The following is a 25,494-nucleotide window of genomic DNA, read 5'->3' on the forward strand; positions in this document are numbered from 1 at the left end:
GAGGTAGGTCGGTGTAGTGTAGTTTTCCGCAAGGGGGAGGCATGACGGAGAAAGCGCTGGTGGAAGCCTTTAGGGCCCTCTCGCCGGAGGAGCGGGAGCGCCTTAGGCAGGTGGAGAACCGGGAGTGGCTGGAGTCCTTGGAGTACGTGCTCCGGGTGGAAGGCTTTGAGCGGGTGGAGGAGCTTTTGCGCCTTTTGGACCAGTACCTCTACCTGCAGGGCTTTTTTCCCCAAAACCGCCTCAACACCCCTTACCTGAATACCCTCCCCAAGGAGAAGGAGCCCCCTTACCCCGGGGACCTGGAGCTGGAGCGCCGCATCGCCAACATCCTGCGCTGGAACGCCGCCATGATGGTCACCCGGGCCAACAAGAGGGCCGAGGGCATCGGGGGGCACATCGCCACCTACGCCTCCATCGCCGAGCTTTACGAGGTGGGCTTCAACCACTTCTTCCGCGGGCCGGAGGCGGGGCTGGACCGGGATTTGGTCTTCTTCCAGGGCCACGCCTCCCCCGGGAACTACGCCCGGGCCTTTTTGGAGGGGCGGCTTAGGGAGGAGGACCTGGAGAACTTCCGCCGCGAGGTCCACCCCCTGGTGCCGGGGGGGCGGGGGCTTTCCAGCTACCCCCACCCCTGGCTCATGCCCGACTTCTGGGAGTTCCCCACGGTCTCCATGGGCCTAGGGCCCATCCAGGCCATCTACCAGGCGCGCTTTATGCGCTACCTCGAGGACCGGGGCCTCAAGCCCAAAAGCTCCGCCAAGGTCTGGGCCTTCCTGGGGGACGGGGAGCACGACGAGCCCGAGACGGTGGGGGCTTTGCACCTCGCCGCCCGGGAGAACCTGGACAACCTCATCTTCGTGGTGAACTGCAACCTCCAGCGCCTGGACGGCCCCGTGCGGGGCAACTCCAAGGTCATCCAGGAGCTGGAGAGGCTCTATAGGGGGGCGGGCTGGCACGTGATCAAGGTGGTCTGGGGCTCCGCCTGGGACGCCCTCCTCGCCAAGGACACGGAGGGCCACCTCCTCCGCCGCTTTGAGGCCCTGGTGGACGGGGAGAGCCAGCGCTACGCCGCCTTCGGGGGGAAGGAGCTAAGGGAGCGCTTCTTCAACACCCCCGAGCTCAAGAAGCTCATTGAGGGGATGACGGACGAGGAGCTCACCGAGCTCACCCGGTCCCGGGGCGGCCACGACATGGTCAAGATTTACGCCGCCTATAAGGCCGCGGTGGAGCACCAGGGAAGCCCCGTGGTCATCCTCGCCCGGACCATCAAGGGCTACGGGATGGGCCCCACGGTCATGGCCAAGAACGTGGCCCACCAGGTGAAGAAGCTCACCGAGGAGGACCTGAAGGAGGCGAGGCGCTTCCTCGGCATCCCCCTTCCGGAGGAGAAGCTGGTGGAGCTTCCCTACTACCACCCGGGGCCGGACTCCCCCGAGGTCCGCTACCTCCTGGAAAGGAGGAAGGCCCTGGGCGGCTTCGTGCCCGAAAGGCGGGTGCGTTTCAAGGGGGGCCTCGAGGTCCCGGAGGAGGAGTTCTTCCGGGAGTTCTACGAGGGCTCGGGGGAGCGGGAGATCTCCACCACCATGGCCTTTGTGCGCATCCTGGCCAAGCTCCTCCGCCACCCCAAGATCGGCAAGTACATCGTCCCCATCGTCCCCGACGAGGCCCGCACCTTCGGCATGGAGGCCCTGATCGCCCAGGTGGGCGTCTACTCCCCCCAGGGGCAGCTCTACATCCCCGTGGACGCGGGCACCCTCACCGCCTACCGGGAGAGCAAGGAGGGGCAGATCCTGGAGGAGGGGATCACCGAGGCCGGGGCCATGGCCGACTTCATCGCCGCCGGCACCGCCTACGCCCACTGGGGCATCCCCACCATTCCCTTCCTCATCACCTACTCCATGTTCGGCCTGCAGCGGATCGGGGACCTGGTCTGGGCCGCCGCCGACCAGAGGACCCGGGGCTTCCTCCTGGGGGCCACCGCCGGGCGCACCACCCTGGCGGGGGAGGGCCTTCAGCACCAGGACGGCCAGAGCCACGTCTACGCCCTGGCCGCCCCCAACCTTCTCGCCTACGATCCCGCCTTCGCCTACGAGTTCGCCGTGATCCTGGAGGACGGCCTCCGCCGCATGTACGCTCGAGGGGAGGACGTCTTCTACTACATCACCATAGAAAACGAGAACTACGCCCATCCTCCCATGCCCGAGCCCCGGGAAAAGGTCAAGGAGGGCATCCTCAAGGGGCTTTACCTCTTCCGGAAAGGGGAGGGGAAAGGCCCCAGGGTGCAGCTTTTCGGCTCCGGGCCCATGCTGCCCCAGGCCCTGAAGGCCCAGGAGCTCCTTGCGGGCTTCGGCGTGGTGGCGGACGTCTGGAGCGCCACCAGCTACAAGGCCCTTTACCTGGACGCCGTGGAGGCCGAGAGGGAGCGGAGGCTTCTCGGTAAGGCGCGGAAGCCCTACGTGCAGGAGGTCTTGGAGGGGCACGAGGGCCCCGTGGTGGCCGTGACCGATTACCTCAAGGCCCTCCCCAGCCTGGTGCGAGACCACGTGGGGCGGCCCTTCTGCGCCCTGGGCACCGACGGCTTCGGCCGCTCGGATACCCGGGAGGCTCTCCGGGACTTCTTTGAGGTGGACGCCCGGCACATCGCCTACGCCGCCTTGGCCCTCCTCGTGGAGCAGGGCCAGGCGGAAGCCAGGGCCCTGGACCAGGCCAGGGAGGCCCTGGGGCTTAAGCTGGAAGAGGTACCGCCGCACAGGCGGTAGGGGGAAGGCATGGAACTCAGGCTTCCGGAACTGGGCGACAACGTCACGCAGGCCACGGTGGTGGGGGTCCTGGTCAAGGAAGGGGACCAGGTGGCCCCCGGCCAGCCCCTCTTGGAGTTGGAAACGGACAAGGCGGTCATGGAGGTGCCCGCCGAGGTGGGCGGGGTGGTGAAGCGGGTCCTGGTCAAGGTGGGGGACGAGGTTCGCCCCGGCCAGCCCTTCCTGGAGCTCGCCGAGGAACGGGCGGAAACGCCTCCTCCTGAGGCGGAGGAAAAGCCGGAAGCGCCTCCTCCCAAGGCCGGGGAGGCGCCCCGCCCCGCTCCCCAGGAGGCGCCCTCCGAGCGCCGCCTCGTCCCGGCCGCCCCCTCCATCAGGCGGCTCGCCCGGGAGCTCGGGGTGGACCTCCTGAGGCTCCGGGGCACGGGGCTTGCCGGGCGCATCACCGAGGAGGACGTGCGGCGGGCGGCGGGCCTTGCCGAGGCCCCCGCGGCCTCTCCGGCGGCCCCCGCGCCCAAGCTTCCCGACTTCGGCAAGTGGGGCCCCGTGCGCACCGAGCCCATGAGCGGGGTGCGGAAGGCCACCCTGCGCTCCATGGGCCAGGCCTGGGCCCAGGTGCCCATGGTCACCCACTTTGACGAGGCGGACATCACCGAGCTGGAGGCCTTAAGGAAGCGCTACGCCAAGAAGGCGGAGGAGCGGGGTTTCCGCCTGACCCTCACCGCCTTCCTCCTCAAGGCCCTGGCCCTCACCCTGAAGGCCTTCCCCAAGTTCAACGCTTCCATTAACGTGGAGAGGCAGGAGATCATCTACAAGGAGTACATCCACATCGGGGTGGCGGTGGACACCCCCCACGGCCTCCTGGTCCCGGTGATCCGGGACGTGGACCAAAAGGGGGTGTTGCGCCTGGCGCGGGAGCTCCAGGAGGTCTCCGAGAGGGCCCGAGAGCGGAAGCTCTCCCCCGAGGACATGCAGGGGGGTACCTTCAGCCTCTCCAACCTGGGGGGCATCGGCGGGGTGGGTTTCACCCCCATCGTCAACTGGCCGGAGGTAGCCATTCTGGGGGTTTCCCGCTCCCAGACCAAACCCCTTTGGGACCCCGAGAAGGAGGCCTTCGTGCCCAGGCTGGTGATGCCCTTTGGCCTCACCTACGACCACCGCCTCATCGACGGGGCCGAGGCCGCCCGCTTCTGCCGCCACCTGGCGGGGCTTCTGGAGGACCCCGTGGGGCTGGCCCTGGAGTGAGGTTCTTCGTGTAGTATGGGAAAGTATGCGCGTCATCGTGGTGGGAACCCGGGGCAGCGCCTTGGCCCTGGCCCAGACCCGCTTTGTGGTGGAGCGCCTCAAGGAGAGCTGGCCGGAGGCCGAGTTTAAGGTCAAGACCATCAAGACCCGGGGGGACCAGGGGGCGAGCCCTAGGGAACAGGCCATCTTCGTCAAGGAGCTCCAAGAGGCCCTCCTGGCCCGGGAGATAGACATCGCCGTCCACTCCCTTAAGGACCTCCCCACGGAGGAGCCCAAGGGGCTCAAGATCGCCGCCATCCCCAAGCGCCAGGACCCCCGGGACGCCTTTTTGGGCAAGGCCTACAAGCGCCTCGAGGACCTGCCCCCGGGGGCGGTGGTGGGCACCAGCTCCCTGCGCCGCAAGGCCCAGCTTCTGGCCTACCGCCAAGACCTCGTGGTGAGGGACCTCCGGGGCAACGTGGACACCCGCCTCGCCGCCTTGGGCAACGGGGAGTACGACGCCATCCTCCTGGCGGCGGCGGGGCTCATCCGCCTGGACCTGAGAAACCGCATCGACCAGTTCCTGGAGCCCGAGGTCATGCTTCCCGCCCCGGGCCAAGGCGCCCTGGCCCTGGAGGTCCGCCAGGGGGACGATCTGGCGGAGGAGCTCTGCTACGCCCTCCACCACCCCCCATCCCACGACCGGGTGCGGGCGGAGAGGGCCTTCCTGAAGGGCCTTGGCGCCGGGTGCCTGGCCCCGGTGGGGGCCCTGGCCCAGGTGGCCGAGGACGGCACCCTCCTCCTGGAAGGGGGCCTCTTCTCCCCCGACGGCAAGAGCTTCATCCGGGCGGAGATCGAGGGAGAGGCCTCCGAGGCGGAGGAGCTCGGCCTGGAGCTCGCCCGAGACGTGCTGGAGCAGGGGGGGCGGGAGATCCTGGAGCAAACCCGACCCCTTTAGTGGAGATTCCCCCCGCCTTAGGGTATAGTGGAGGGGATGGCGCTGAAGCGCTTAACCCGCCAGCGTAGGGCCGTCCTCGAGGTGGTGCGCCGGGCCCACAACCACCCGGACGCCGCCTGGATCTACCAGGAGGTGCGCAAGGTGGTCCCCAAGGTGAGCCTGGCCACGGTCTACCGCACCCTCGAGGCCCTGGTGGAGGAGGGCTACCTGGTGCCCCTCACCAAGGCGGGGGAGGCCACCCGTTACGACGCCAACCTCCACCCCCACCTGCACCTGGTCTGCGAAGGTTGCGGGGCCATCGTGGACCTGGAGGTGGACCTGCCCGACCTTCAGGCCCTGGCCCAGGAGGCCCACCCCGGGGTGGAGGTGCGGGGGGTGGAGGTCACCTACCGGGGCCTCTGCCCCACCTGCAAAGCGGCCCTCAAGGGCTGATGGACCCCCTGGCCTGGCTTTACGCCCGCCAAGGGCTTTTCGCCCCGGGCCTGGAGCGCATCCGGGCCCTTCTTTCCCGCCTGGGGGACCCCCAGGAGGCCTACCCCGTGGCCCTGGTGGGGGGCACCAACGGCAAGGGCAGCACCGCCCGGGCCCTGGCCGCCATCCTGGAGGAGGCCGGGCTCAAGGTGGGGCTGTACACCAGCCCCCACCTGGTGGAGTTCGCCGAGCGCATCGCGGTCCAAGGCAGACCCATCCCCCAGGACAAGCTTCTGGAAACCGCCGAGGAGGTCCGCCCCCTGGCCGAGGGGGTGGGGGCGAGCTTCTTTGAGGCGGCTACAGCCATGGCCCTCCTCCACTTCGCCCGGGAGGGGGTGGAGTTCGCCGTGTTGGAGGTGGGCTTGGGCGGCCGCCTGGACGCCACCAACGCCGCCGAGCCCGCCCTTTCCGTGGTCACCAACGTCGGCCACGACCACCTGGAGGTCCTGGGACCCACCCTGAGGGACGTGGCCCGGGAGAAGGCGGGGATCCTCCGCCGGGGCGTCCCCGCCCTCACCGCCGCCAAGGGGGAAGGCTTGGCGGCCCTTAAGGCGGAGGCCCAGGCCCGGGGCGCCCCCCTTTGGGTCCTGGGGGAGGCCTTCCAGGTGGAGGGGGTGGAAGGAGGGGAAGGGGGCCTGGCCTTTACCTTGCGCCTTGGGGAGGAGACCCGCCGCCTCAGGGTCCGGCTCCTCGGCCCCCACCAAGCGGAGAACCTGGCCCTTTCCGCCCTGGCGGGCCGCTTCCTGGGGGCTTCCTGGGAGGCGGTGGAAAGGGGGCTTCTCAAGGCGGAAAGCCCAGGCCGGCTCCAGCGCCTCCCTTGGCCTGGGGGAGGGGAGCTTTTCCTGGACGGGGCCCACAACCCCGAGGGGGCCCAGGCCCTCCGGGAAGCCCTCCGCTTCCACGGGCTTCTGCCCGCCGCCTTCGTCCTGGCCTTTTCCCGGGACAAGGACCACGCCGCCATGGCCGAGGCCCTGAGGGGCCTTGGGCCCGTGGCCCTCACCCGCTACGCTTCCCCCCGGAGCCAGGACCCCCAGGCCCTCCTTCCCCTCTTCCCAGGGGCCCACGTGGAGGAAGACCCGATGCGGGCCCTGGCGTGGGCCTTTGGGGTTTCGGAGCGGGTGGTGGTGGCGGGAAGCCTCTACCTGGTGGGGGAGGTGCTGAGGGGGCTTAGGGGGCTTCCCCCCGAGGAGCGCTGGCAGTAATACCACCCCATGCTGGCCCAAGCCAGCATGGGGGCCCCGGTCAAAAAGGCCCGCAGGGCTTCCGTACCTGGGCTTGGGCGAAGGATTCACGCCAAAGGGGTATAAAAACCCCGGGCCTTTAGGCCCGGGGGGCACCCCGTGGGACGGAGGGCTTACTTGAGCTCCACCACCGCGCCCACGGCCTCGAGCTTCTTCTTGATCTCCTCGGCCTCGGCCTTGGAAACCCCTTCCTTGATGGGGCCGCCCTTTTCCGCCAGGTCCTTGGCCTCTTTGAGGCCGAGCCCGGTGATGGCGCGGAGCTCCTTGATGACCTCCAGCTTCTTGGCCCCGGCCTCCTTGAGGATCACGTCAAACTCGGTCTTCTCCTCCGCGGGGGCCGCCGCGGCCGCCGCCGCCGGGGCCGCCGCCACGGCCACGGGGGCCGCGGCGGTCACGCCCCAAGCCTCCTTGAGGACGTCAATGAGCTGCTTGAGTTCCAAAACCGTCGCCTGGGAAAGCTCTTCCTTGATGCGTTCGATGTCCAAAGCCATCCTTTACCTCCTAAGCCGCCTTTTTCTCCGCGTACGCTTCCAAGATGCCTACCAGCTCCCGGGCCACACCGCCCAGGACCCCCAAAAGCTCCGCCATAGGGGCCTGCAGGACCCCCAAAAGCTCCGCCCGGAGCTCGTCCATGGTGGGTAGCTCGGCCAGGGCCACCACGTCCTTGGCGCTGAGCGCCTGGCCCTGGAGAAGCCCGCCCTTGGCCTCGGGGATGCCCTTGGGGTTCTTCTGGGCGAACTCCTTCAGGGCCTTGGCCGCGGCCACCGGGTCCTGGTAGAAGACCACGGCGCTTGGGCCCTGGAGGCCGTCTAGCTCCGGAAGGCCAAGCTCCCTTAGGGCGATGCGGATCAGGGTGTTCTTGGCCACGAAGAGCCGGGCGCCCTTCTCCTTCAGGGCCTGGCGCAGGGCGTGGGTTTCCTTGGCGGAGAGCCCCTGGTAGTTCACCAGGAAGAAGGAGCCATGGGCCCGCTCAAGGTTCTCCTTGAGGGCGGCGAGAAGCTCAACGTTGCGCTTGTTTGGCACGCCTTCCTCCCTTGTGGGGCAGGGGAACCCCGACCTTTTGTGTGGGATTTCCGAAACGCTTCCCCTCAAGCGCCTCGGCGGGATGTTTAAGGCCCTTAAGCCCCCCGCTGTCTTTGGCCTGGGCGCAAGAGCGCCCGGGGTGCCAAAGAAGAGTCTAAAAGGGAGAGGCCCGGGCGTCAAGGACCCGGGCCTCAGGGCCCCGAGGCCCTTAGGAATGGGGGTTGATGCGGATGCTCGGCCCCATGGTGCTGGTCACGTAGACCGAGCGGAGGAAGGCGCCCCGGGCGGCCTCGGGTTTGCTGGCCTCGAGGGCCCGGAGGAAGGCCCGGATGTTGTCGGCGAGCTTTTCGGCGGGGAAGCTCGCCTTGCCCACGGGGGCGTGGATGGCCCCGGTCTTGTCGTTGCGGAACTCGATCCGCCCCGCCTTGATCTCCCGGATGATCTCCCCGATGTTGAAGCCCACGGTCCCCGCCTTGGGGTTGGGAAGGAGGCCCCGGGGGCCCAGGATCCGGCCCAGCTTGGAGCCCACCGCCCCCATCACGTCCGGGGTGGCCACCACGGCGTCAAAGTCCATCCAGCCATCCAGGATCTTCTGGATGATCTCCTCGCCGCCCACGTAGTCCGCCCCGGCTTCCTCGGCCTCCTTGATCTTCTCCCCCTTGGCGATGGCCAACACCCGCACCTGCTTGCCCAGGCCGTGGGGCAGGGAGACGGTGCCGCGGACGTTCTGGTCGGACTTCCGGGGGTCAATGCCCAGCTTGGCGTGGACCTCCACCGTCTCGTCAAACTTGGCGGTGGCGAGCTCCTTCACGAGATGAGCGGCCTCGTCGATGGTGTAGACCTTGTTGGGGTCCACCTTCTCCAAGAGGGCCCGGTAGCGCTTGCCGTGCTTAGGCATCCTTCACCTCCGGGGCGCCCACCACCTCCACCCCCATGGACCGGGCCGAGCCCGCGATCATGCGGGCGGCGGCCTCGAGGTCGGTGGTGTTCATGTCGGGAAGCTTCTGCTTGGCGATCTCCAACACCTGCTCCCAGGTGATGCGGCCCACCTTCTCCCGGCCGGGCTTGTGGGCCCCCTTCTCCAGGCCCGCCGCCTTGCGGATCAGGTAGCTGGCGGGAGGGGTCTTGGTGACGAAGGTGAAGGAGCGGTCGGCGTAGATGGTGATCTCCACGGGGACGATGGCGTCCCCCATGTTGGCCGTGGCGGCGTTGAAGGCCTTGACGAACTCCATGATGTTGGCCCCGTGCTGGCCCAAGGCCGGGCCCACCGGGGGCGCGGGCGTGGCCTTGCCCGCGGGCAGCTGCAGCTTCACTACGGCAACGATCTTCTTCATGTTTTTCCTCCTAGGCTCCCCCCAAGTTGGGGGTGCAGACGCCTTTTAGGCCTTGACCACCTGGGAGAAGTCCAGCTCCACAGGGGTCTCGCGCCCAAAGATGGTGACCATGACCTTGACCTTGCCCTTGTCGGGGCTGATCTCGGTCACGGTGCCGGTAAAGTCGGCGAAGGGGCCGGAGACCACCCGCACCTGGTCCCCTTCCCGGAAGGCCACCTGGGCCTTGGGGGCCTCCTTCTTCCCGAGAAGCCCGGAGACCTCGAGGATGTGGCGCACCTCGTCGGGGGAAAGGGGGACCGGGCGGTTTCCGGCGCCCACGAAGCCGGTGATCCCGGGGGTGCCCCGCACCACCTCCCAGGCCTCGTTGGGCTCCTCCTCGTCTCCCAGGTCCATCTGCACAAAGAGGTAGCCCGGGAAGAGCTTCCGCTTGACCACCTCTTTCTTGCCCCCCTCGCGCACCTCCACCACCTCCTCCGTGGGGATCAGGACCTGGAAGATCTTGTCCTCCATGCCGAAGGCCTTCACCCGCTTCTCCAGGTTGGCCTTGGCCTTTTCTTCCTGTCCCACGTAGGTGTGGACCGCGTACCATTCAATGCTCATCGCAAGAGCCCTATAAGGAAGCGGAAGACCAGGTCGTAAAGCCCCAGGATCACCATAAAGGCGGCGGTGAAGGCCAGGATGGCCTGGGTGCCCTCGATGACCTGCTCCCGCGTGGGCCAGGTGACCCGGGAAAGCTCCGCCCGGGCCTCCTGGAAGTAGCGGACGATGCGCCCCAGCATCAGATCTTCACTTCCTTGTGCACGGTGTGCTTATCGCACCAGGGGCAGTACTTCCGGAGTTCCAGCTTGGAGGGGGTGTTGCGCTTGTTTTTCTCGGTGGCGTAGTTGCGGCGCTTGCACTCCGTGCACTCCAAGAGAATCTTGATGCGGACCTCGCTGGCCATGCCTTACCTCCCTTGGGGCGGGGGGAGGAAGCCCTCCCCCCAGGGGTTACTCCAGGATTTTGGTGACCACGCCGGCGCCCACGGTGCGGCCGCCTTCCCGGATGGCGAAGCGGAGGCCCTCCTCCAGGGCCACCGGCTTGATGAGCTCCACCGTGAAGGTCACGTTGTCCCCAGGCATCACCATCTCCACCCCCTGGGGCAACTCCACCACCCCCGTCACGTCCGTGGTCCGGAAGTAAAACTGCGGCCGGTACCCCGAAAAAAACCCCGTGTGCCGGCCCCCCTCCTCCTTCTTCAGAATGTACACCGAGGCCTCAAACTTGGTGTGCGGCGTAATGCTCCCAGGCTTCGCCAACACCTGGCCCCGCTCCACCTCGTCCCGGCCCACGCCCCGCAGGAGCACCCCCACGTTGTCCCCAGCAATCCCCTCCTGCAGGGTCTTCCGGTGCATCTCCACACCCGTCACCACCGTCTTCCGCGTCTCCGGAGCAAGGCCCACAATCTCCACCTCGTCCCCCACCTTCACCTTGCCCCGCTCAATCCGCCCCGTGGCCACCGTCCCACGCCCCGTAATGGTGAACACGTCCTCCACCGGCATCAAGAAGGGCTTGTCCACGTCCCGCACCGGCGTGGGAATGTACTCGTCAATGGCGTCCAAAAGCTCCCAAATCTTGTCCACCCACTCGTTCTCACCCCGCTTGGTCTTCGGGTTCTTGTGCATCTGCTCAAGCGCAAGCAAAGCGCTCCCCCGAATCACCGGCACCTCGTCCCCAGGAAACTCGTACTGGTTCAGGAGGTCCCGCACCTCCATCTCCACCAGGTCCAAGAGCTCCGGGTCGTCCACCATGTCCACCTTGTTCATGAACACCACGATGTACGGCACCCCCACCTGCCGGGCCAAAAGAATGTGCTCCCGCGTCTGCGGCATGGGACCGTCCGCCGCCGACACCACCAGGATGGCCCCGTCCATCTGCGCCGCACCCGTGATCATGTTCTTGATGTAGTCCGCGTGCCCAGGGCAGTCCACGTGCGAGTAGTGCCGCTTCGCCGTCTCGTACTCCACGTGCGCCGTGTTGATGGTGATCCCCCGCGCCCGCTCCTCCGGGGCCTTGTCAATCTCCCCGTAGTCCTTCACCTCCACGTTCGGGTTCTCCGCCGCCGCCACAAAGGTCAAGGCCGCGGTCAGCGTCGTCTTCCCGTGGTCCACGTGCCCAATCGTCCCCACGTTCACGTGAGGCTTCGTCCGGATAAACTCGCCCTTGGCCATGGTTCCTCCTTCTTGCACGCAAAGGCCGCCCTGGGCGGAAGGGCCCAGGGCAGTCAAAAAGATGGAGCTCGCGGCCGGGCTCGAACCGGCGACCTCACCCTTACCAAGGGTGTGCTCTACCTGCTGAGCTACGCGAGCTCGTGGAGCGGGAGACGGGACTCGAACCCGCGACCCTCGGCTTGGGAAGCCGATGCTCTACCAACTGAGCTACTCCCGCGCGGGGTGTGCCGGAGCACACCGGATGGTGGGCAGGGCTGGATTCGAACCAGCGTAGGCGTGCGCCAACGGTTTTACAGACCGTCCCCTTTGGCCGCTCGGGCACCTGCCCATGCCCCTTGTGGAGCCACCCAGGGGAGTTGAACCCCCAACCCCCCGATTACAAGTCGGGTGCTCTGCCGGTTGAGCTAGGGTGGCAGGACCGGGGTTGGGACCCTGTCCGAGGGTTTAGGCTAACACAAAGCCGGGCGAGTGTCAAGATAAAGGCATGCGCATCGTACCTTTTGGCGCGGCCCGGGAGGTGACAGGAAGCTGCCACCTCCTTCTGGCCGGGGGGCGGCGGGTGCTTCTGGACTGCGGCCTCTTTCAGGGCCGGGAGGAGGCCAAGAACCACGATCCCTTCGGCTTTGACCCCAAGGGGGTGGAGGCGGTGGTCCTCACCCACGCCCATCTGGACCACGTGGGGAGGGTGCCCAAGCTTTTTCGCGAGGGCTTCCGGGGTCCGGTCTACGCCACCCGGGCCACGGGGCTTTTGATGCGGATCCTCCTCGAGGACGCCCTCAAGGTCATGGAGGCGCCTCCCTTTGACCGGGAGGACGTGGAGGAGGCCTTGGCCCACGTGACCCCCTTGGAGTACGGGGAGTGGCTTCGGCTTGGGGATCTGGCCCTGACCTTTGGCCAGGCAGGGCACCTTCTGGGAAGCGCCTTCGTGGTGGCCCAGGGGGAGGGGAGGACCCTGGTCTACAGCGGGGACCTGGGCAACCGGCAGAAGAACGTCCTTCCCGACCCCTCCCTGCCTCCCAAGGCGGACCTGGTGATCTCCGAGGGGACCTACGGCGACCGCCCCCACCGCCCCTTCCCGGAGACGGTCCGGGAGTTTTTAGAGATCATGCAGGAGACCCTGGGCCAAGGGGGCAAGGTGTTCATCCCCTCCTTCGCCGTGGAGAGGGCCCAGGAGATTCTCTTTCTCCTTTACGAGAACGGCCACCGCCTGCCCAGAGCGCCCATTTACCTAGACTCTCCCATGGCCGAGCGGGTCTTGGAGCTTTACCCGAGGCTCGTGCGCTACTTCAGCGAGGAGGTTCAGGCCTATTTCCTCCAGGGGAAGAACCCCTTCCGCCCCAAGGGGCTTAGGGTGGTGGAAAGCCCCGAGGAGTCCTGGGCCCTAAGCCGCGAGCCCGGCCCCATGGTGGTCATCGCCGGTAGCGGGATGCTTTCGGGGGGGCGGATCCTCTCCCACCTGAGGCACGGCCTTTCCGACCCCAAAAACGCGCTGGTCTTCGTGGGCTACCAGCCCCGGGGAGGCTTGGGGGCCGAGCTCATCGCCCGGCCTCCTTCCGTGCGGATCCTGGGGGAAAAGGTCCCTTTGCGGGCCAGGGTCTACACCCTGGGGGGGTTCTCGGGGCACGCGGGCCAGGACGAGCTCTTGGACTGGCTGGCGGACCAGCCCCGGGTGGTCTTGGTGCACGGGGAGGAGGAGAAGCTCCTGGAGCTGGGCAAGCTCCTCGCCCTACGGGGGCAGGAGGTGAGCCTGGCGAGCCTGGGGGAGGGGGTGGAGGTTTAATACCACCCCATGCTGGCTTGCGCCAGCATGGGGGCCCCGGTAAAAACGATCCGCAGGACCTCCACGTTTGGGCTTGGGAGAAGGATTCATGCCAGAGGGGTATTAGGCGGGTTTAAACCCCAGGCTCTCCAGCACCATGCGGGTGGCGGGGCTCTTGTTAAGGGTGTAGAAGTGCACCCCTTCCACCCCGGCCTGGAGGAGCTCCGCCACCTGGCGGGTGGCGTGCTCCACGCCGATCTCCAGGATGGCTTGGGGGTCGTCTTGGTAACGCTCCAGCTTGGAAAGGAGGGGCCCAGGGATGCTGGCCCCGCAGACCTCGGTGAAGCGGCGGAGCTGAGCGTAGCTGGTGATGGGCATGATGCCGGGGAGGATGGGAATCTGGATCCCCGCGCGCCTTGCCCGCTCCAGGAAGCCGAAGTAGTGGGCGTTGTTGAAGAAGAGCTGGGTAATGGCGAAGTCCAGCCCCGCCTCCACCTTGGCCTTGAAGTGGCGGAGGTCGGCCTCGAGGCTCTCGCTTTCCGGGTGGCCTTCGGGGTAGGCCGCCCCGCCCACGGAGAGGGCCTTTCCGTAGCGCTCCCGGACGAAGGCCACGAGCTCGGCCGCGTAGCGGAAGCCCTGGGGGTGGGGCCGGAAGACCTTTTCCCCCTTTGGGGGGTCGCCGCGCAGGGCCAGGAGGTTCTCCGCCCCCGCCTCTACGAAGCGCTCCAGAACCCCGGCCACCTCCTCCCGGTTCTGCCCGGCCACGGTGAGGTGGGCCAGAGGGGTTAGGTCCAGGGCCTGGATGCGCCTCACCCAGGCCACGCTCTTGTCGCGGCTGCTGCCCATGGCCCCGTAGGTGATGGAGACAAAGGCGGGGCGGAAGGCCCGGAGTTCCTCCATGGTGCGGAAGAGGGCCTCCTCCCCTTCCGGGGTCTTGGGGGGGAAGAACTCAAAGGAGAGGAGGGGCCCCCTGCGCGCCTCGAGGAGGTCCCGTATTTTCATGCGACCGAGTGTAGCCCTTCCCCGGGTGGGGGTCAAGGTTGGGGGATAATAAGGGCATGGTGGAGGTCCCCGAGATCCCCAAGGTGGAAGCCCTAGAGCTTCCCGCTAAGGAAACGGCCCTCATCGTGGTGGACATGCAAAACGACTTTGCCCATCCCGAAGGCGCCCTCTTCGTGCCCGAGGCTCCCAAAAGCGTCCCCGCCATCCAGCTCCTTTTGCGGCGGGCGCGGGAAGGGGGGGCCAAGGTGGTCTACACCCAGGACTGGCACCGGGAGGACGACCCGGAGTTTCGCATCTGGCCTAGGCATGCGGTGGCGGGCACCTGGGGGGCGGAGATCCTGGAGGAGCTCAAGCCGAGGCCCGAGGAGCTCGTCATCCAGAAGGTCCGCTACGACGCCTTCTACGGCACCCCCCTGGACCACTACCTGCACCTTTGGGGGGTGAAGCACGTGGTGGTCACCGGCACCGTAGCCAACATCTGCGTCCTGCACACGGCGGGGTCCGCCGCCTTGCGCTGGTACCAAGTGGTCCTCCCGGAGGATGCCACCAGCGCCCTCACCCCCTTTGACCTCGAGGCCGCCCTCCGCCAGGTGACCTTCCTCTACCAGGGCAAGGTCACCCGGGCCGAGGGGGTGCGCTTTGTGTGAGCCCTGCTTGGGGCAAGGCCTGGGATGAGGGAACCCCCAGAAGGCATCGCGCCCTTGGCCCTGGCGGGGGAGGAGGGGGAACTGGGCCTCCTGCGGCGTGCCCAGGCCCTGGGCTTGCCCGTGGTCCCCACCTGGGTGGTGCGCCTGGAAGAAGAGTTCTTCCGCCTGAACAACCTGGGGGAGCGGATAGAAAAGCTCTTCCAGGGGGTCTTCGGGGTGCGGATAGACGAGGAAAGGCTCCTCCTTGCGGCGGAGGAGGCCAGTAGGGCGGTGCGGGAAAGCTACCTGCTGCCCGAGCGGGCGGAGGCCTTTCTCGCCGCCCTGAAGGGGCGGGGGCCCTTCGGGGTGCGCCGGGCGGGGGAAGGGGGTGGCCTTCGGGCGGCCACCCCCCAGGAGGCCCTCTTCGCCCTGAAGCGGCTCTGGGCGGCTTCCTTCCAGGTGGGGGCCGTCCTTCGGCGCTACCCCCGCCTTCTGCCCCCCTTCCGCCCGGTCCTGGTGCAGGAGGCGGGGGAGGCCGTGGAGGACCCCTTCCTTTCCCTGGACCTCTCCCGGGCCTGGGGGCAGGAGGTGGTGGCCTACACTTGGCAGGGCCGGGTGGTGCGAATAGAATCCTCCCATGGTGGATAGCCACGTCCACACCCCCCTTTGCGGGCACGCGGAGGGCTCCCCGGGGGAGTACCTCTTCCAGGCGCGAAAGGGGGGGCTAAAGGGCCTGGTCTTCACCGATCACGCCCCCATGCCCGCCTGGTATGACCCGGAAAGCCGCATGGCGCTTTCCCAGCTTCCCTTTTACCTGCTGGCCCTGGAGAGGGTGCGGGAGGACAACCAGGACCTCTACGTGGGCATCGGCCTCGAGGCCGATTTCCATCCCGGAACCGAGGCCTTCGTGGCCCACCTTCTAAAGGCCTACCCCTTTGACTACGTCATCGGGAGCGTCCACTACCTTGGGGCCTGGCCCCTGGACCACCCAGACCACCAGGAGGAGTTCGCCTGGCGGGAGCTAAAGGAGGTTTTCCGGGCCTACTTCCAAGAGGTGGCCAGGGCGGCCCGAAGCGGCCTCTTCCACGCCATCGGGCACCTGGACCTCCCCAAGAAGTTCGGCCACCGCCTCCCGGAAGAGGCCCTCCTGGAGCTCGCCGAGCCCGCCCTCAGGGCCATGGCCGAGGAAGGGCTTTTCCTGGACGTGAACACCGCCGGCCTCAGGAAGCCCGTGGGGGAGGTGTACCCGGCTCCCGTCCTCCTGCGGAGGGCCCGAGAGCTCGGCATCGGCCTCGTTCTGGGCTCCGACGCCCACCGCCCGGAGGAGGTGGGCTTCGCCTTCGGCGAAACGCGGGACCTGCTCCTTTCCCTGGGATTCCAGGAGGCTTTCTACTTCCAAGAGGGTAGACCCCGGGCCTATTCCCTGTCCAGCACCCCGTAGACCCGGGCTTCCTTGCCCCGAAGCTCCAGATCCTCCCGGTTCCCCCCGGCCTTCTCGTAGGCCCGTACCGCCCCCACGAGGCGCAGGAAGGCCTCGGCGCAGGGGTCGGGGGCGGGGGCCTCGTACTCCATGAAGGTCACCCGCTCGTACTCCTTCCCGTACTCGGCCTCCTCCCAGGCCACGCACTCCTCGTACGCCTTAAGGGCCTCGTCCACCTCGAGGCGGGCGCGCTCCAGGGCGGTCATGCTCCCCTCCTTTCTCAGCCTGATTATATCAGGTTTTCTTACTATGAAAGCGCAAACTGGCGGCGGGGATGGGGCCCTCCTGGAAGCGCTCCTCCCGCCAGGGGTCGCCCCGCCAGTGGTAGCCCAACCTTTCCCAAAAGCCCAGCTCCAGGTGGTCCAGAAGCGCTATGCTCCGCACCCACTTGGCGCTCTTCCAGGCGTAGAGGTGGGGCACCAGGAGGCGCACGGGCCCCCCCCTTTCCGGGGGCAGGGGTTTGCCGAAGAGGGTGTGGGCCAGGAGGACATTCTCCCGGAGGAGGTCCTCCAGGAGAAGGTTGGTGGTGTAGCCGCCGTAGCTCTCCACCAGGGCCGCCACCGCTTCGGGGCGGGGCCGGGCCCGCTCCAGGAGGTCCCGCACCCTCACCCCCCGCCAGGCCACCTCCAGGCGGCTCCAGCCGGTGACGCAGTGGAAGTCCCGGGTGAGGTCCACCTGGGGGAGGGCCAGGAGGTCGGCGTAGGTGAGGGTCAGGGGGGTTTCCACCAAGCCGAGAAGGTCCAGGCGCCACGCCTCTTGGGAAACCCGAGGCTCCTCCCCGTAGGTGAGGATGGGAAAGCGCTCGGTGACCCTCTGCCCCGGAGGAACCCGCTCCATGCTCCCAGGGTAGGCGGGCCCCGGGAAGGGAAAAGGGTTCTGGCTCACCGGCTCCGGTAGCGGATGACCTCCACCCTTTCCAGGGTCACCAGCCCCTCCCTGACCATCTCGTCCAGGACCGGCAGGAAGGCCTGGATCTTTTCCTCGGTGTCCACGATCTCCACCATGACCGGAAGGTCCTCGGAAAGCTGCAGGACCTTGGCGGTGTGGATGCGGGAATGGGCCCCGTAGCCCATGAAGCCCTTGAAGACCGTGGCCCCGGCCAGGCCCCGCCTGCGGGCCTCGAGGACCAGGGCCTCGTAGAGAGGCTTTCCCCCGTATCGGTCCGACTCCCCGACGAAGATCCTGAGGAGCCGGGCCTCCCCTTGGAGCTTCATGCCCCTAGCTTACCAGGGCCCCGCCCAGGCGGTACCCCCAAAAGACCAGAAAAAGCCCGAGGAAAAGGCTTCCCCCTGCATAGAGGAGGGCCTTCACCGCCTCGCCTTCCTGCAGGAGGGCCAGGGTCTCGTAGCTCAAGGAGGAAAAGGTGGTGAAGCCCCCCAGAACCCCCACCGCCAAGAAAAGCCGGGCCTCCCCGGAAAGGGCCCCTTCCAGGGAAAGCCGCACCACGGCGCCGATGAGAAAACTTCCCAAAGCGTTCACCAGGAGGGTGCTCCAGGGAAAGCCGGGGCCCAGCGCCCCTTGCGCCCAGGCCCCCAGGGCGTAGCGCAGGAGGGAGCCCAAGGCCCCACCCAGGGCCACCAGGAGGTAGCGTTCCACCCCCAAAGTATAGTGAGGCCATGAAGCCCAAGACCTTTTCCCCCATCCTCACCGCCAGGGGGGTGCGGCTCGCCTTGGCCGTGGGCCGCTTCAACGAGCGGGTGACCAAGCTCCTTTTGGAGGGGGCTCTGGAGGCCTACGCCCGGCTTGGAGGGGACCCCGCCGAGGTCCTGGTGGCCTGGGTGCCGGGCTCCTTTGAGCTCCCCCTGGTGGCCAAGCGCCTGGCGGGCCGTCCCGACGTGGACGCGGTGGTGGCCTTGGGGGCGGTGATCCGCGGGGAAACCCCCCACTTTGAGTACGTGGCCGCCCAGGCGGCAAGCGGCCTCATGCAGGCCATGCTCCAGACGGAGAAGCCCATCGTCTTCGGGGTCCTCACCACCAATACCCCTGAGGAGGCCCAGGAGAGGGCCGGGGGCAAGGCGGGGAATAAGGGCGCCGAGGCGGTCTTCACCGCCATTGAGATGGTGCGGCTCCTGGAGGCTATTTCCCGGTGAAAAGGGCCCGGGCGTAGCGGAGGTGGAGGTAGAGGAAGCACCCCAGGCAGAAGCCGAAGGCCAGGTTGACGAAGGCGAGGAGGGCCACCAGGAGGGCCAGGGTGTAGCCCACCCCCTTTAGGCCCAGGAGGAGGGCGAGGGAGGCCAGGCCCAGGAAGACCGCTCCCAGGAAGCGGGCGAAGCGGTGGGGCCTGGGGTCCTCCTCCACCGCCTGGGCGGGGATCCTGAGGAAGCGCTTCAGGGCCACCATCAGGTCCAGGGGGGTGTGCTGGCTGGCCATGAGGAGGAAGAGGAGGTAGACCAGCCAGGGCTTGTCCCAAAGGGCCGCCAGGGGCAGGGCGAGCACCAGGAGGGCCTGGTTGAAGCGGAGCTGGTTCCGGTCCGTCCGCATACCCTCCACTATACACCTGAGTCCGTGAAGAATAGGGGTAAGGAACACCCTCCCCGTGGCACAATGGACCCGTGGTTCCCCTCCTCACCACCCCCCTGCCCGTCCCCCATGGCTTCACTACCCGGCTTGGGGGCGTGTCCGAAGGCCCCTTCGCTAGCCTCAACCTCTCCGCCGCCACCGGGGACGACCCGGAGAGGGTGGCAGAAAATCAGAGGCGGGTCCTCGAGGCCTTCGGCCACCCAAAGGTGGCGGGCCTCAAGCAGGTGCACGGCACGGCGGTGCACCTGGTGGAAGGCCCCGGGATCTGGGAAGGGGACGGCCTCCTCACCCGCACCCCCGGCCTCCTCCTCCGGGTGGGGGTGGCGGACTGCTACCCGGTGCTCCTCTACCACCCCGAAGGGCTGGTGGGGGCTTTGCACGCGGGCTGGCGGGGGGTGGTGGGGGGGATTCTTCCCAAGGCCCTGGAAAGGGTGGAGACCCTGGGGCTGGACCCCAGGGAGGTCCACCTGGCCATCGGCCCCGGCATTGGAGGGGCGTGCTACCAGGTGGGGGAGGAGGTGGCGGAGGCCTTCGCCCGGGCGGGCCTTCCCACCTTCACCCCGGACCCCAAGGCCCCGGGCAGGTACCTCCTGGACCTGGAAAAAGCCCTCCTCCTTCAGGCCAAGGAAGCGGGGCTTAAGGAAGGGCGCATCCACCGGGTAGGGCTATGCACCCACTGCACCCCCACCCTCTTCTCCCACCGCCGCGACCGGGGGAGGACGGGGAGGATGTGGGGCCTCGTCCTGCTTCCCCGTTAAGCTCCCCTTCACCCCGCCCGTGGCACAATGAGAACATGCTTTTCCCCCGGGAGGTGCTGCCCTCCCTCCTCCACCTCACCCCGGAGTGGCTTAGGGCCCGGGGCCTAAAGGGGGTGATCCTGGACCTGGACAACACCCTCCTGCCCTACGGGGAAGAGGAGCTTCCCGAGGCCTATGGGGCGTGGCTTAGGGCCTTGAAGGAAAGGGTGCCCGTCTACCTCCTTTCCAACGCCCTTCCCGAGCGCTTCGCCCGGGTGCAGAGGGCCCTGGGCCTTCCCGGCCACGCCCCGGCCCTCAAGCCCTGGCTGGGCTTCCGCAAGGCCTTGAGGGCTCTGGGCCTTCCCGCCAGGGAGGTGGCGGTGGTGGGGGACCAGGTCTTTACCGATGTGCTCGGGGGCAACCTGGTGGGGGCCTACACCGTCTTGGTGCCCCCCTTGCGGGAGAGGGAGTTCTTTTACACGCGTTTCATACGGATGCTGGAGACTCCTTTTAGAAGACCTCGAGGGGTGTGAGATGAGCGTCCTGACCATAGGGGACAAAAGGCTAGGGGCGATCCTGTTGGACTCCGGACTCCTCACGGACGAAGAGCTGCAGATGGCCCTGGAAAGGCACCGGGAGGTGGGGGGTTCCTTGGCCGAGGTGGTGAGCGACATGGGCCTCCTCTCGGAAAGGCGTATCGCCCAGGCCATTGAGGACCACTTCGGCATCCCTTTGGTGGAGCTTCATTCCCTGGAGATCCCGCCCAAGGTGAAGGCCCTCCTGCCGGCGGAGAAGGCCAGGGAGCTCCAGGCCATTCCCTTCGCCCTGGACGAGGAGGCCGGGGTGGTGCGGGTGGCCTTCGTCAACCCCTTGGATCCCCTGGGCCTGGAGGAGGTAGAAGACCTCACCGGTCTCGTGGTGGAGCCCTACCAAGCCACCAAAAGCGATTTCCTCTATGCCCTGGCCAAGAACTACCCCGAGCTCGGCCTGCCCCTTCCCGCCTTGCCCTCGGGCCCCAGCCAGGGGGAGCTAAGGCTGGGGGAGCTCCTGGTGAAGAAGGGCCTTCTTTCCCCGAAGGCCTTGGAGGAGGCCTTGGCGGAGCAGGAGCGCACCGGGGACCTTCTGGGGCGGGTTCTGGTGCGAAAGGGCCTTTCCGAAAAGGACCTGTACCAAACCCTGGCCGAGCAGAAGGGCCTGGAGTTCTTGGAAAGCACAGAGGGCCTCTCCCCCGACCCTGCCGCCACCGCCCTCCTCCTCCGCGCCGATGCCCTGCGCTACGGGGCCGTGCCCTTGGGTTTTAAGGAGGGCAAGCTGGAGGTGGTCCTTCACGATCCCCGGCACAGGGAGGCGGTGGAAAAGCTTCTAGGCCGCCCCGCCCGCTTCTACCTCACCCTGCCCCAGGCCTGGGAGGCCCTTTTCCAGCGGACCTATCCCGAAAAGGGCCGCCTGGGGGAGGTCTTGGTGCAGGAGGGGCGCCTTTCCCGGGAGCACCTCAGGGAGGCCCTAGAGGTGCAGAAGCGCCTGCCCAAGGCCAAGCCCCTGGGGGAGATCCTGGTGGAGCTGGGTCTAGCCCGGCCCGAGGACGTGGAGGAGGCCCTGAAGAAGCAAAGGCAGGGCGGGGGGCGCCTCGAGGACACCCTGGTCCAGTCGGGGAAGCTCAAGCCCGAGGCCCTGGCCCAGGCGGTGGCCACCCAGCTGGGGTACCCCTACGTCAACCCCGAGGCCGACCCCCCCGATCCGGCGGCGGCCCTCCTCCTGCCTGAGGACCTCTGCCGCCGCTACGGGATCTTCCCCCACCGCCTGGAGGGGAACCGCTTGCTCCTCCTCATGAAGGACCCCCGGAACATCCTGGCCCTGGACGACGTGCGCCTGGCCCTGAAGCGAAAGGGCCTGAACTACGAGGTGGTCCCCGCCGTGGCCACGGAGGCGGCCATCACCAAACTCATAGAGCGCTTCTACGGCAAGGAGGAACTGGGAGAGCTGGCCAAGGAGCTCTCCAAGGGGTACCAAGAGGAGGAGGCCCAGGCCGTCACCGACCTGGACGAAAGCGCTGCCCAGCGGTTCGTCAAGCAGGTGATCCGGGAAGCCTACCTTCAGGACGCCTCCGACATCCACATTGAGCCGCGGCAGTCCGACGTCCTGGTGCGCCTCAGGGTGGACGGTACCTTGCGCCAGTACACCACCCTGCCCAGGGGGGCCTTGAACCCCATCATCAGCGTCATCAAGATCATGGGCGACCTCAACATCGCCGAAAGGCGCCTCCCCCAAGACGGCCGGGTGCGCTACCGGGAGGGGGCCATCGACCTGGACCTCCGGCTTTCCACCCTGCCCACGGTCTACGGGGAGAAGGCGGTGATGCGCCTTCTGAAGAAGGCCAGCGACATCCCGGAGATAGAAAACCTCGGCTTCGCCCCCGGGGTCTTTGAGCGCTTCCAGGAGGTGATCTCTAAGCCCTACGGCATCTTCCTCATCACCGGACCCACAGGGTCGGGCAAGAGCTTCACCACCTTCTCCATCCTCAAGCGCATCGCCACCCCCGACAAGAACACCCAGACCATTGAGGACCCCGTGGAGTACGAGATCCCCGGCATCAACCAAACCCAGGTGAACCCCCAGGCTGGCCTCACCTTCGCCCGGGCGCTCCGGGCCTTCCTCCGGCAGGACCCCGACATCATCATGGTGGGGGAGATCCGGGACTCGGAGACCGCCAAGATCGCCACCGAGGCCGCCCTCACGGGGCACCTGGTCATCGCCACCCTGCACACCAACGACGCCGCCCAGGCCATCACCCGCCTGGACGAGATGGGGGTGGAGCTCTTCAACATCTCCGCCGCCCTCATCGGCGTCCTCTCCCAGAGGCTCGTCCGGAAGATATGCGAGCACTGCAAGGTGGAGGTCTCTCCGGACCCTGAGGTCCTGAAGCGCCTCGGCCTTTCCCAGGAGGAGATGGAGGGGATCAAGCTCTACAAGGGCCTGGGGTGCGAGCGGTGTAGCGGCACCGGCTACAAGGGCCGCTACGCCATCCACGAGCTCTTGGTGGTGGACGACGAGATCCGCCACGCCATCGTGGCCGGGAAGTCGGCCACGGAGATCAAGGAGATCGCACGCAGGAAGGGCATGAAGACCTTGCGCGAGGACGGCCTTTACAAGGCTTTCCAGGGGATCACCACCCTCGAGGAGGTCCTGGCGAGGACCATTGAGTAGGAGGGAATATGCCGAAGACACCGGACATCGTGGACCTTTTGAGCCTGGCCGTGGAGCGAGGGGCCAGCGACCTGGTGATCACCGTGGGCCTGCCCCCCATGCTGAAGATCGACGGGGAGTTCCACCCCACGGAGTACGAGCCCCTTTCTCCCCAGGACACCCGCCGCCTCATGTACGCCCTCATGGACGAGAAGCAGCAGCGCGTCTTTGAGGAGGAGAAGGAGCTGGACTTCTCCTTCAGCCTCCCGGGCAAGGGGCGCTACCGGGTGAACGTCTTCCTGCAACGGGGGAGCGTGGGCGGGGTCTTGAGGGTGGTGCCGGCGGTCATCAAGAGCTTTGAGGAGCTGGGCCTGCCCAAGAACATCGCCGAAATCGCCCTGAGCCCCAGGGGCCTCGTCCTGGTCACGGGACCCACGGGGAGCGGCAAAAGCACCACCCTGGCCTCCATGATCGACTACATCAACGAGCGCAAGCCCGTGCACATCGTGACCATCGAGGATCCCATAGAGTTTTTCCACAGACACAAGAAGGCCATCATCAACCAACGGGAGATCGGCGCCGACACCCACGGCTTCCACAAGGCCCTCCGGAGCGTCCTCCGCCAGGCCCCGGACGTGATCCTCGTGGGGGAGATGCGGGACTACGAGACCATCGCCGCCGCCATCACCGCCGCCGAGACGGGGCACCTGGTCATGGGCACCCTCCACACCAACTCCGCCCCCGAGACCATAGACCGCATCATCGACGTCTTCCCGGAGAACCAGCAAGAGCAGGTGCGGGTCCAGCTTTCCAACAACCTGGTGGCGGTTCTCACCCAGCAGCTCCTGCCCAAGGCCTTTGGCGGGGGGCGGGTGCTGGCCTATGAGCTCATGATCGCCACCCCAGCGGTGAGGGCCCTCATCCGGGAGGGGAAGAGCCACCAGCTTAGGAGCGTCATCCAGACGGGGGGCCAGTACGGCATGATCACCATGGACGCCTGCCTCGCCGACCTTTACAAGCGCAAGCTCATCACCTACGAGATGGGCCTCGCCCGGGCCGTGGACCCCAAGGAGTTCATGCGGTTGAGCGGGGTGGGGGAGGGGGGCCAAGAGGTGCGGCGCGGTAAACTCTAAGCCATGTACGAGGCGGTCATCGGCCTCGAGGTCCACCTGCACCTCAAAACCCGCACCAAGATGTTCTGCGGCTGCCGGGCGGACTACTTCGGGGCGGAGCCCAACACCCACACCTGCCCGGTCTGCCTGGGCCTGCCGGGGGCCCTCCCCGTGCCCAACCGGGTGGCGGTGGAGCACGGCCTCAGGCTCGCCCTGGCCCTGGGGGCGGAGGTGCCGGAAAGGCTGGTCTTCCACCGCAAGAACTACTTCTACCCCGACCTCCCCAAGAACTACCAGATCAGCCAGTACGACCTCCCCTTGGGCCGGGGGGGGAGCCTGCCTGTGGGAGAGAGGGCGGTGCGCATCAAGCGCCTCCACCTGGAGGAGGACGCGGGGAAAAGCCTCCACCTGGAAGGGAGGACCCTTCTGGACCTCAACCGGGCGGGAAGCCCCCTCGTGGAGCTCGTCACCGAGCCCGACCTACGGACCCCTGAGGAGGCCAGGCTTTTCCTCCAGCGCATCCAGGCCCTGGTCCAGACCCTGGGGATCTCCGACGCCAACCCCGAGGAGGGCAAGCTCCGGGCCGACGTCAACGTCTCCGTGCGCCGGGTGGGGGAGCCTTTGGGCACCAAGGTGGAGATCAAGAACCTCAACTCCTTCAAAAGCGTCCAGCGGGCCCTGGAGTACGAGATCCGCCGCCAGACGGAAATCCTAAGGCGGGGGGAGAAGGTGAAGCAGGCCACCATGGGTTTTGAGGAGGGAAGCGGCAAGACCTACCCCATGCGCACCAAGGAGGAGGAGGCCGACTACCGCTACTTTCCCGAGCCTGACCTGCCCCCCGTGGCCATCCCCTGGGACTGGCTTGAGGAGGTGCGGCGAAGCCTTCCCGAGCTCCCCTGGGAGAAGGAGGCCCGCTACCGGTCCCTGGGCATCAAGGAAAAGGACGCCGAGGTCCTGGCCTACGCCCCGGCCTTGGCCCGCTTCCTGGACGACGCCCTCGCCCTCGGCCTCGCCTCTCCCCAGGCCCTGGCCAACTGGCTCTTGGCGGACGTCATGGGCCTTTTGAACGAGCGCGGCCTCCCCTTGGAGGCCACCCGGCTTTCCCCGAAGGCCCTGGCCCGCCTGGTGGCCCTCTTTGAGCGGGGGGAGATCACCAGCCGGGTGGCCAAGGAGCTGCTGCCCGAGCTTTTGCAGGGCCAAGACCCCGAGGCCCTGGTGCGGGAGCGGGGCCTTAGGGTGGTGGCCGACGAGGATGCCCTAAAGGCCGTGGTGGCCGAGGCCATCGCCGCCTTGCCCGAGGCGGCGGAGAGCGTACGCCAGGGTAGGCTCAAGGCCCTGGACGCCCTGGTGGGCCAGGTGATGCGCAGGACCAAGGGGCAGGCCAAGCCGGAGGCGGTGCGGAGGCTCCTCCTGGAGGCCCTTGGGGTAGGATAGGGCCGATGCGCTACGAAGAGGCCGGGGTCCACATAGAGGCGAAGGCCGAGGCCCTAAAGCGGGCCAAGGCCAGGCTGGAGGCCACCTACACCCCCGAGGTGCTCCGGGGTCTGGGGGCTTTCGGTGGGCTCTTTGACGCCCAGGCCCTAAAGGGGATGCGCCACCCCGTCTTGGTGGCCACCACCGATGGGGTGGGGACCAAGACCCTTCTGGCCTTGGAGGCAGGGGACGTTTCCGGCCTAGGCTTTGACCTGGTGAACCACTCGGTGAACGACCTCCTGGCCCAGGGAGCCAAGCCCCTCTTCTTCCTGGACTACCTGGCGGCGAGCCGTCTGGAGGAGGGGATCCTCTCCGCCCTCCTCACCTCCTTGGCCGAGGCCTGCCGGGCCCAAGGCATTCCCCTTTTAGGGGGAGAGACCGCCGA

General features: G+C 67.5%; 30 protein-coding genes and 4 tRNA genes (1 of these 34 running past the window's edge). 16 read left to right on the top strand and 18 right to left on the bottom strand.

From position 1 onward, the window contains the following. The first annotated feature begins 41 nt into the window (after nucleotides 1–41). From aceE to ACY5J6_RS00635, 5 genes are read left to right on the top strand one after another with little or no spacing between them, the layout of a single operon-like run. A complete protein-coding gene (gene aceE, locus ACY5J6_RS00615) occupies nucleotides 42–2,759 on the top strand; it encodes a pyruvate dehydrogenase (acetyl-transferring), homodimeric type (protein WP_462845509.1) in 2,718 nt (905 codons plus the stop codon). A 9-nt stretch (nucleotides 2,760–2,768) separates the two neighbouring features. Further along, complete coding sequence (locus ACY5J6_RS00620) at nucleotides 2,769–4,001, top strand: 2-oxo acid dehydrogenase subunit E2 (RefSeq protein ID WP_462845510.1); 1,233 nt, start codon at nucleotides 2,769–2,771, stop codon at nucleotides 3,999–4,001. Nucleotides 4,002–4,026: 25 nt separating this feature from the next. Beyond that, nucleotides 4,027–4,938, top strand: coding sequence for a hydroxymethylbilane synthase (gene hemC, locus ACY5J6_RS00625; RefSeq protein WP_462845511.1), 912 nt, complete (start codon nucleotides 4,027–4,029; stop codon nucleotides 4,936–4,938). Between the two features lie 36 nt (nucleotides 4,939–4,974). Next, nucleotides 4,975–5,370 (top strand): manganese-dependent transcriptional regulator PerR, encoded by a 396-nt coding sequence (perR, locus tag ACY5J6_RS00630; RefSeq protein ID WP_462845512.1) that lies wholly within the window; start codon nucleotides 4,975–4,977, stop codon nucleotides 5,368–5,370. Beyond that, complete coding sequence (locus ACY5J6_RS00635) at nucleotides 5,370–6,611, top strand: bifunctional folylpolyglutamate synthase/dihydrofolate synthase (protein ID WP_462845513.1); 1,242 nt, start codon at nucleotides 5,370–5,372, stop codon at nucleotides 6,609–6,611. Before perR ends, ACY5J6_RS00635 begins: the two co-directional genes overlap by 1 nt. Nucleotides 6,612–6,763: 152 nt before the next feature. On the opposite strand, the gene rplL is transcribed toward ACY5J6_RS00635, so the two are convergent. The 12 genes from rplL to ACY5J6_RS00695 all read right to left on the bottom strand — a co-directional run bounded on the left by rplL (nucleotide 6,764) and on the right by ACY5J6_RS00695 (nucleotide 11,631). Next, entirely contained in the window at nucleotides 6,764–7,141 is a 378-nt protein-coding gene (gene rplL, locus ACY5J6_RS00640) for a 50S ribosomal protein L7/L12 (protein WP_428716272.1), read from the bottom strand. Between the two features lie 10 nt (nucleotides 7,142–7,151). Beyond that, nucleotides 7,152–7,673 (bottom strand): 50S ribosomal protein L10, encoded by a 522-nt coding sequence (gene rplJ, locus ACY5J6_RS00645; RefSeq protein ID WP_054638619.1) that lies wholly within the window; start codon nucleotides 7,671–7,673, stop codon nucleotides 7,152–7,154. 208 nt (nucleotides 7,674–7,881) lie between these two features. Then, nucleotides 7,882–8,571 carry a 50S ribosomal protein L1 gene (rplA, locus tag ACY5J6_RS00650; RefSeq protein ID WP_462845514.1) on the bottom strand — a complete coding sequence of 230 codons (690 nt, stop codon included), beginning with the start codon at nucleotides 8,569–8,571 and terminating at the stop codon, nucleotides 7,882–7,884. Beyond that, nucleotides 8,564–9,007, bottom strand: a complete 444-nt coding sequence (rplK, locus tag ACY5J6_RS00655; protein WP_054638616.1) for a 50S ribosomal protein L11 — start codon at nucleotides 9,005–9,007, stop codon at nucleotides 8,564–8,566. Before rplK ends, rplA begins: the two co-directional genes overlap by 8 nt. Nucleotides 9,008–9,052: 45 nt before the next feature. After that, a complete protein-coding gene (gene nusG / locus ACY5J6_RS00660; protein WP_054638617.1) occupies nucleotides 9,053–9,607 on the bottom strand; it encodes a transcription termination/antitermination protein NusG in 555 nt (184 codons plus the stop codon). Continuing rightward, nucleotides 9,604–9,786 (bottom strand): preprotein translocase subunit SecE, encoded by a 183-nt coding sequence (secE, locus tag ACY5J6_RS00665; protein WP_462845515.1) that lies wholly within the window; start codon nucleotides 9,784–9,786, stop codon nucleotides 9,604–9,606. The genes nusG and secE overlap by 4 nt, the downstream gene beginning before the upstream one ends. After that, entirely contained in the window at nucleotides 9,786–9,950 is a 165-nt protein-coding gene (gene rpmG / locus ACY5J6_RS00670) for a 50S ribosomal protein L33 (RefSeq protein WP_054638618.1), read from the bottom strand. The genes secE and rpmG overlap by 1 nt, the downstream gene beginning before the upstream one ends. A 46-nt stretch (nucleotides 9,951–9,996) precedes the next feature. Continuing rightward, complete coding sequence (tuf, locus tag ACY5J6_RS00675) at nucleotides 9,997–11,217, bottom strand: elongation factor Tu (protein WP_462845516.1); 1,221 nt, start codon at nucleotides 11,215–11,217, stop codon at nucleotides 9,997–9,999. Nucleotides 11,218–11,279: 62 nt separating this feature from the next. Beyond that, nucleotides 11,280–11,355, bottom strand: a tRNA-Thr gene (locus tag ACY5J6_RS00680). 3 nt (nucleotides 11,356–11,358) lie between these two features. Continuing rightward, nucleotides 11,359–11,434, bottom strand: a tRNA-Gly gene (locus ACY5J6_RS00685). A 25-nt stretch (nucleotides 11,435–11,459) separates the two neighbouring features. Next, nucleotides 11,460–11,545: transfer RNA gene (locus ACY5J6_RS00690), tRNA-Tyr, on the bottom strand. A 10-nt stretch (nucleotides 11,546–11,555) separates the two neighbouring features. Then, nucleotides 11,556–11,631: transfer RNA gene (locus ACY5J6_RS00695), tRNA-Thr, on the bottom strand. 70 nt (nucleotides 11,632–11,701) lie between these two features. On the opposite strand from ACY5J6_RS00695, the gene ACY5J6_RS00700 reads away from it, so the two are divergent. Further along, nucleotides 11,702–12,997: an MBL fold metallo-hydrolase gene (locus ACY5J6_RS00700; RefSeq protein ID WP_462845517.1), complete on the top strand. Its 1,296-nt coding sequence runs from the start codon at nucleotides 11,702–11,704 to the stop codon at nucleotides 12,995–12,997. A gap of 102 nt (nucleotides 12,998–13,099) precedes the next feature. Here ACY5J6_RS00700 and metF read toward each other — a convergent pair whose 3' ends face one another. Continuing rightward, complete coding sequence (gene metF, locus ACY5J6_RS00705; protein ID WP_462845518.1) at nucleotides 13,100–13,978, bottom strand: methylenetetrahydrofolate reductase [NAD(P)H]; 879 nt, start codon at nucleotides 13,976–13,978, stop codon at nucleotides 13,100–13,102. 56 nt (nucleotides 13,979–14,034) lie between these two features. Between metF and ACY5J6_RS00710 the strand changes: the two genes are divergently transcribed. Genes ACY5J6_RS00710 through ACY5J6_RS00720 form a run of 3 tightly spaced genes read left to right on the top strand, consistent with a single transcriptional unit; the run spans nucleotide 14,035 to nucleotide 16,045 of the window. Then, nucleotides 14,035–14,625, top strand: coding sequence for a nicotinamidase (locus ACY5J6_RS00710; RefSeq protein ID WP_462845519.1), 591 nt, complete (start codon nucleotides 14,035–14,037; stop codon nucleotides 14,623–14,625). Nucleotides 14,626–14,649: 24 nt separating this feature from the next. Beyond that, nucleotides 14,650–15,252, top strand: a complete 603-nt coding sequence (locus ACY5J6_RS00715; protein ID WP_462845520.1) for a hypothetical protein — start codon at nucleotides 14,650–14,652, stop codon at nucleotides 15,250–15,252. Continuing rightward, nucleotides 15,242–16,045: a histidinol-phosphatase HisJ family protein gene (locus ACY5J6_RS00720; RefSeq protein WP_462845521.1), complete on the top strand. Its 804-nt coding sequence runs from the start codon at nucleotides 15,242–15,244 to the stop codon at nucleotides 16,043–16,045. The genes ACY5J6_RS00715 and ACY5J6_RS00720 overlap by 11 nt, the downstream gene beginning before the upstream one ends. On the opposite strand, the gene ACY5J6_RS00725 is transcribed toward ACY5J6_RS00720, so the two are convergent. The 4 genes from ACY5J6_RS00725 to crcB are packed head-to-tail and all read right to left on the bottom strand — an operon-like array spanning nucleotide 16,021 to nucleotide 17,680. Further along, the gene (locus tag ACY5J6_RS00725; protein WP_462845522.1) at nucleotides 16,021–16,290 is read right to left on the bottom strand and encodes a hypothetical protein; all 270 of its coding nucleotides are present in this window, start codon (nucleotides 16,288–16,290) and stop codon (nucleotides 16,021–16,023) included. The two genes, ACY5J6_RS00720 and ACY5J6_RS00725, sit on opposite strands and share 25 nt — an antisense overlap. A 28-nt stretch (nucleotides 16,291–16,318) precedes the next feature. Continuing rightward, nucleotides 16,319–16,921: a sulfite oxidase-like oxidoreductase gene (locus ACY5J6_RS00730; protein ID WP_462845523.1), complete on the bottom strand. Its 603-nt coding sequence runs from the start codon at nucleotides 16,919–16,921 to the stop codon at nucleotides 16,319–16,321. A 44-nt stretch (nucleotides 16,922–16,965) separates the two neighbouring features. Next, nucleotides 16,966–17,298: a DUF190 domain-containing protein gene (locus ACY5J6_RS00735; protein WP_054638517.1), complete on the bottom strand. Its 333-nt coding sequence runs from the start codon at nucleotides 17,296–17,298 to the stop codon at nucleotides 16,966–16,968. Nucleotides 17,299–17,302: 4 nt separating this feature from the next. Further along, nucleotides 17,303–17,680: a fluoride efflux transporter CrcB gene (gene crcB, locus ACY5J6_RS00740; protein WP_462845524.1), complete on the bottom strand. Its 378-nt coding sequence runs from the start codon at nucleotides 17,678–17,680 to the stop codon at nucleotides 17,303–17,305. Nucleotides 17,681–17,700: 20 nt separating this feature from the next. Between crcB and ribH the strand changes: the two genes are divergently transcribed. Next, nucleotides 17,701–18,174 carry a 6,7-dimethyl-8-ribityllumazine synthase gene (gene ribH, locus ACY5J6_RS00745; protein WP_054638516.1) on the top strand — a complete coding sequence of 158 codons (474 nt, stop codon included), beginning with the start codon at nucleotides 17,701–17,703 and terminating at the stop codon, nucleotides 18,172–18,174. On the opposite strand, the gene ACY5J6_RS00750 is transcribed toward ribH, so the two are convergent. Next, the gene (locus ACY5J6_RS00750; RefSeq protein ID WP_462845525.1) at nucleotides 18,161–18,565 is read right to left on the bottom strand and encodes a DUF4395 family protein; all 405 of its coding nucleotides are present in this window, start codon (nucleotides 18,563–18,565) and stop codon (nucleotides 18,161–18,163) included. The genes ribH and ACY5J6_RS00750 overlap by 14 nt on opposite strands. A 71-nt stretch (nucleotides 18,566–18,636) precedes the next feature. Here ACY5J6_RS00750 and pgeF point away from each other — a divergent pair, with 71 nt between their 5' ends. The 6 genes in view from pgeF to purM are tightly spaced (at most 35 nt apart) and all read left to right on the top strand, a layout consistent with a single transcriptional unit that may run on beyond the window. Continuing rightward, nucleotides 18,637–19,362: a peptidoglycan editing factor PgeF gene (gene pgeF / locus ACY5J6_RS00755; protein WP_462845526.1), complete on the top strand. Its 726-nt coding sequence runs from the start codon at nucleotides 18,637–18,639 to the stop codon at nucleotides 19,360–19,362. 35 nt (nucleotides 19,363–19,397) lie between these two features. After that, on the top strand, nucleotides 19,398–19,874 hold the full coding sequence (locus ACY5J6_RS00760; RefSeq protein WP_462845527.1) for a YqeG family HAD IIIA-type phosphatase: 477 nt from the start codon (nucleotides 19,398–19,400) through the stop codon (nucleotides 19,872–19,874). Nucleotide 19,875: 1 nt separating this feature from the next. Continuing rightward, nucleotides 19,876–22,545: a type IV pilus assembly ATPase PilB gene (gene pilB, locus ACY5J6_RS00765; protein ID WP_462845528.1), complete on the top strand. Its 2,670-nt coding sequence runs from the start codon at nucleotides 19,876–19,878 to the stop codon at nucleotides 22,543–22,545. An 8-nt stretch (nucleotides 22,546–22,553) separates the two neighbouring features. After that, the gene (locus ACY5J6_RS00770) at nucleotides 22,554–23,657 is read left to right on the top strand and encodes a type IV pilus twitching motility protein PilT (protein WP_462845529.1); all 1,104 of its coding nucleotides are present in this window, start codon (nucleotides 22,554–22,556) and stop codon (nucleotides 23,655–23,657) included. A 3-nt stretch (nucleotides 23,658–23,660) separates the two neighbouring features. Further along, nucleotides 23,661–25,070, top strand: coding sequence for an Asp-tRNA(Asn)/Glu-tRNA(Gln) amidotransferase subunit GatB (gene gatB, locus ACY5J6_RS00775; protein WP_462845530.1), 1,410 nt, complete (start codon nucleotides 23,661–23,663; stop codon nucleotides 25,068–25,070). Between the two features lie 5 nt (nucleotides 25,071–25,075). Continuing rightward, nucleotides 25,076–25,494, top strand: the 5' end (the start) of a protein-coding gene (gene purM, locus ACY5J6_RS00780) for a phosphoribosylformylglycinamidine cyclo-ligase (RefSeq protein ID WP_462845531.1). 583 nt of this gene lie beyond the right edge of the window; the window shows 419 of its 1,002 coding nt (coding positions 1–419); the start codon lies at nucleotides 25,076–25,078; the stop codon falls past the right edge of the window.

Source organism: Thermus sp. H19.2 (assembly GCF_054979525.1).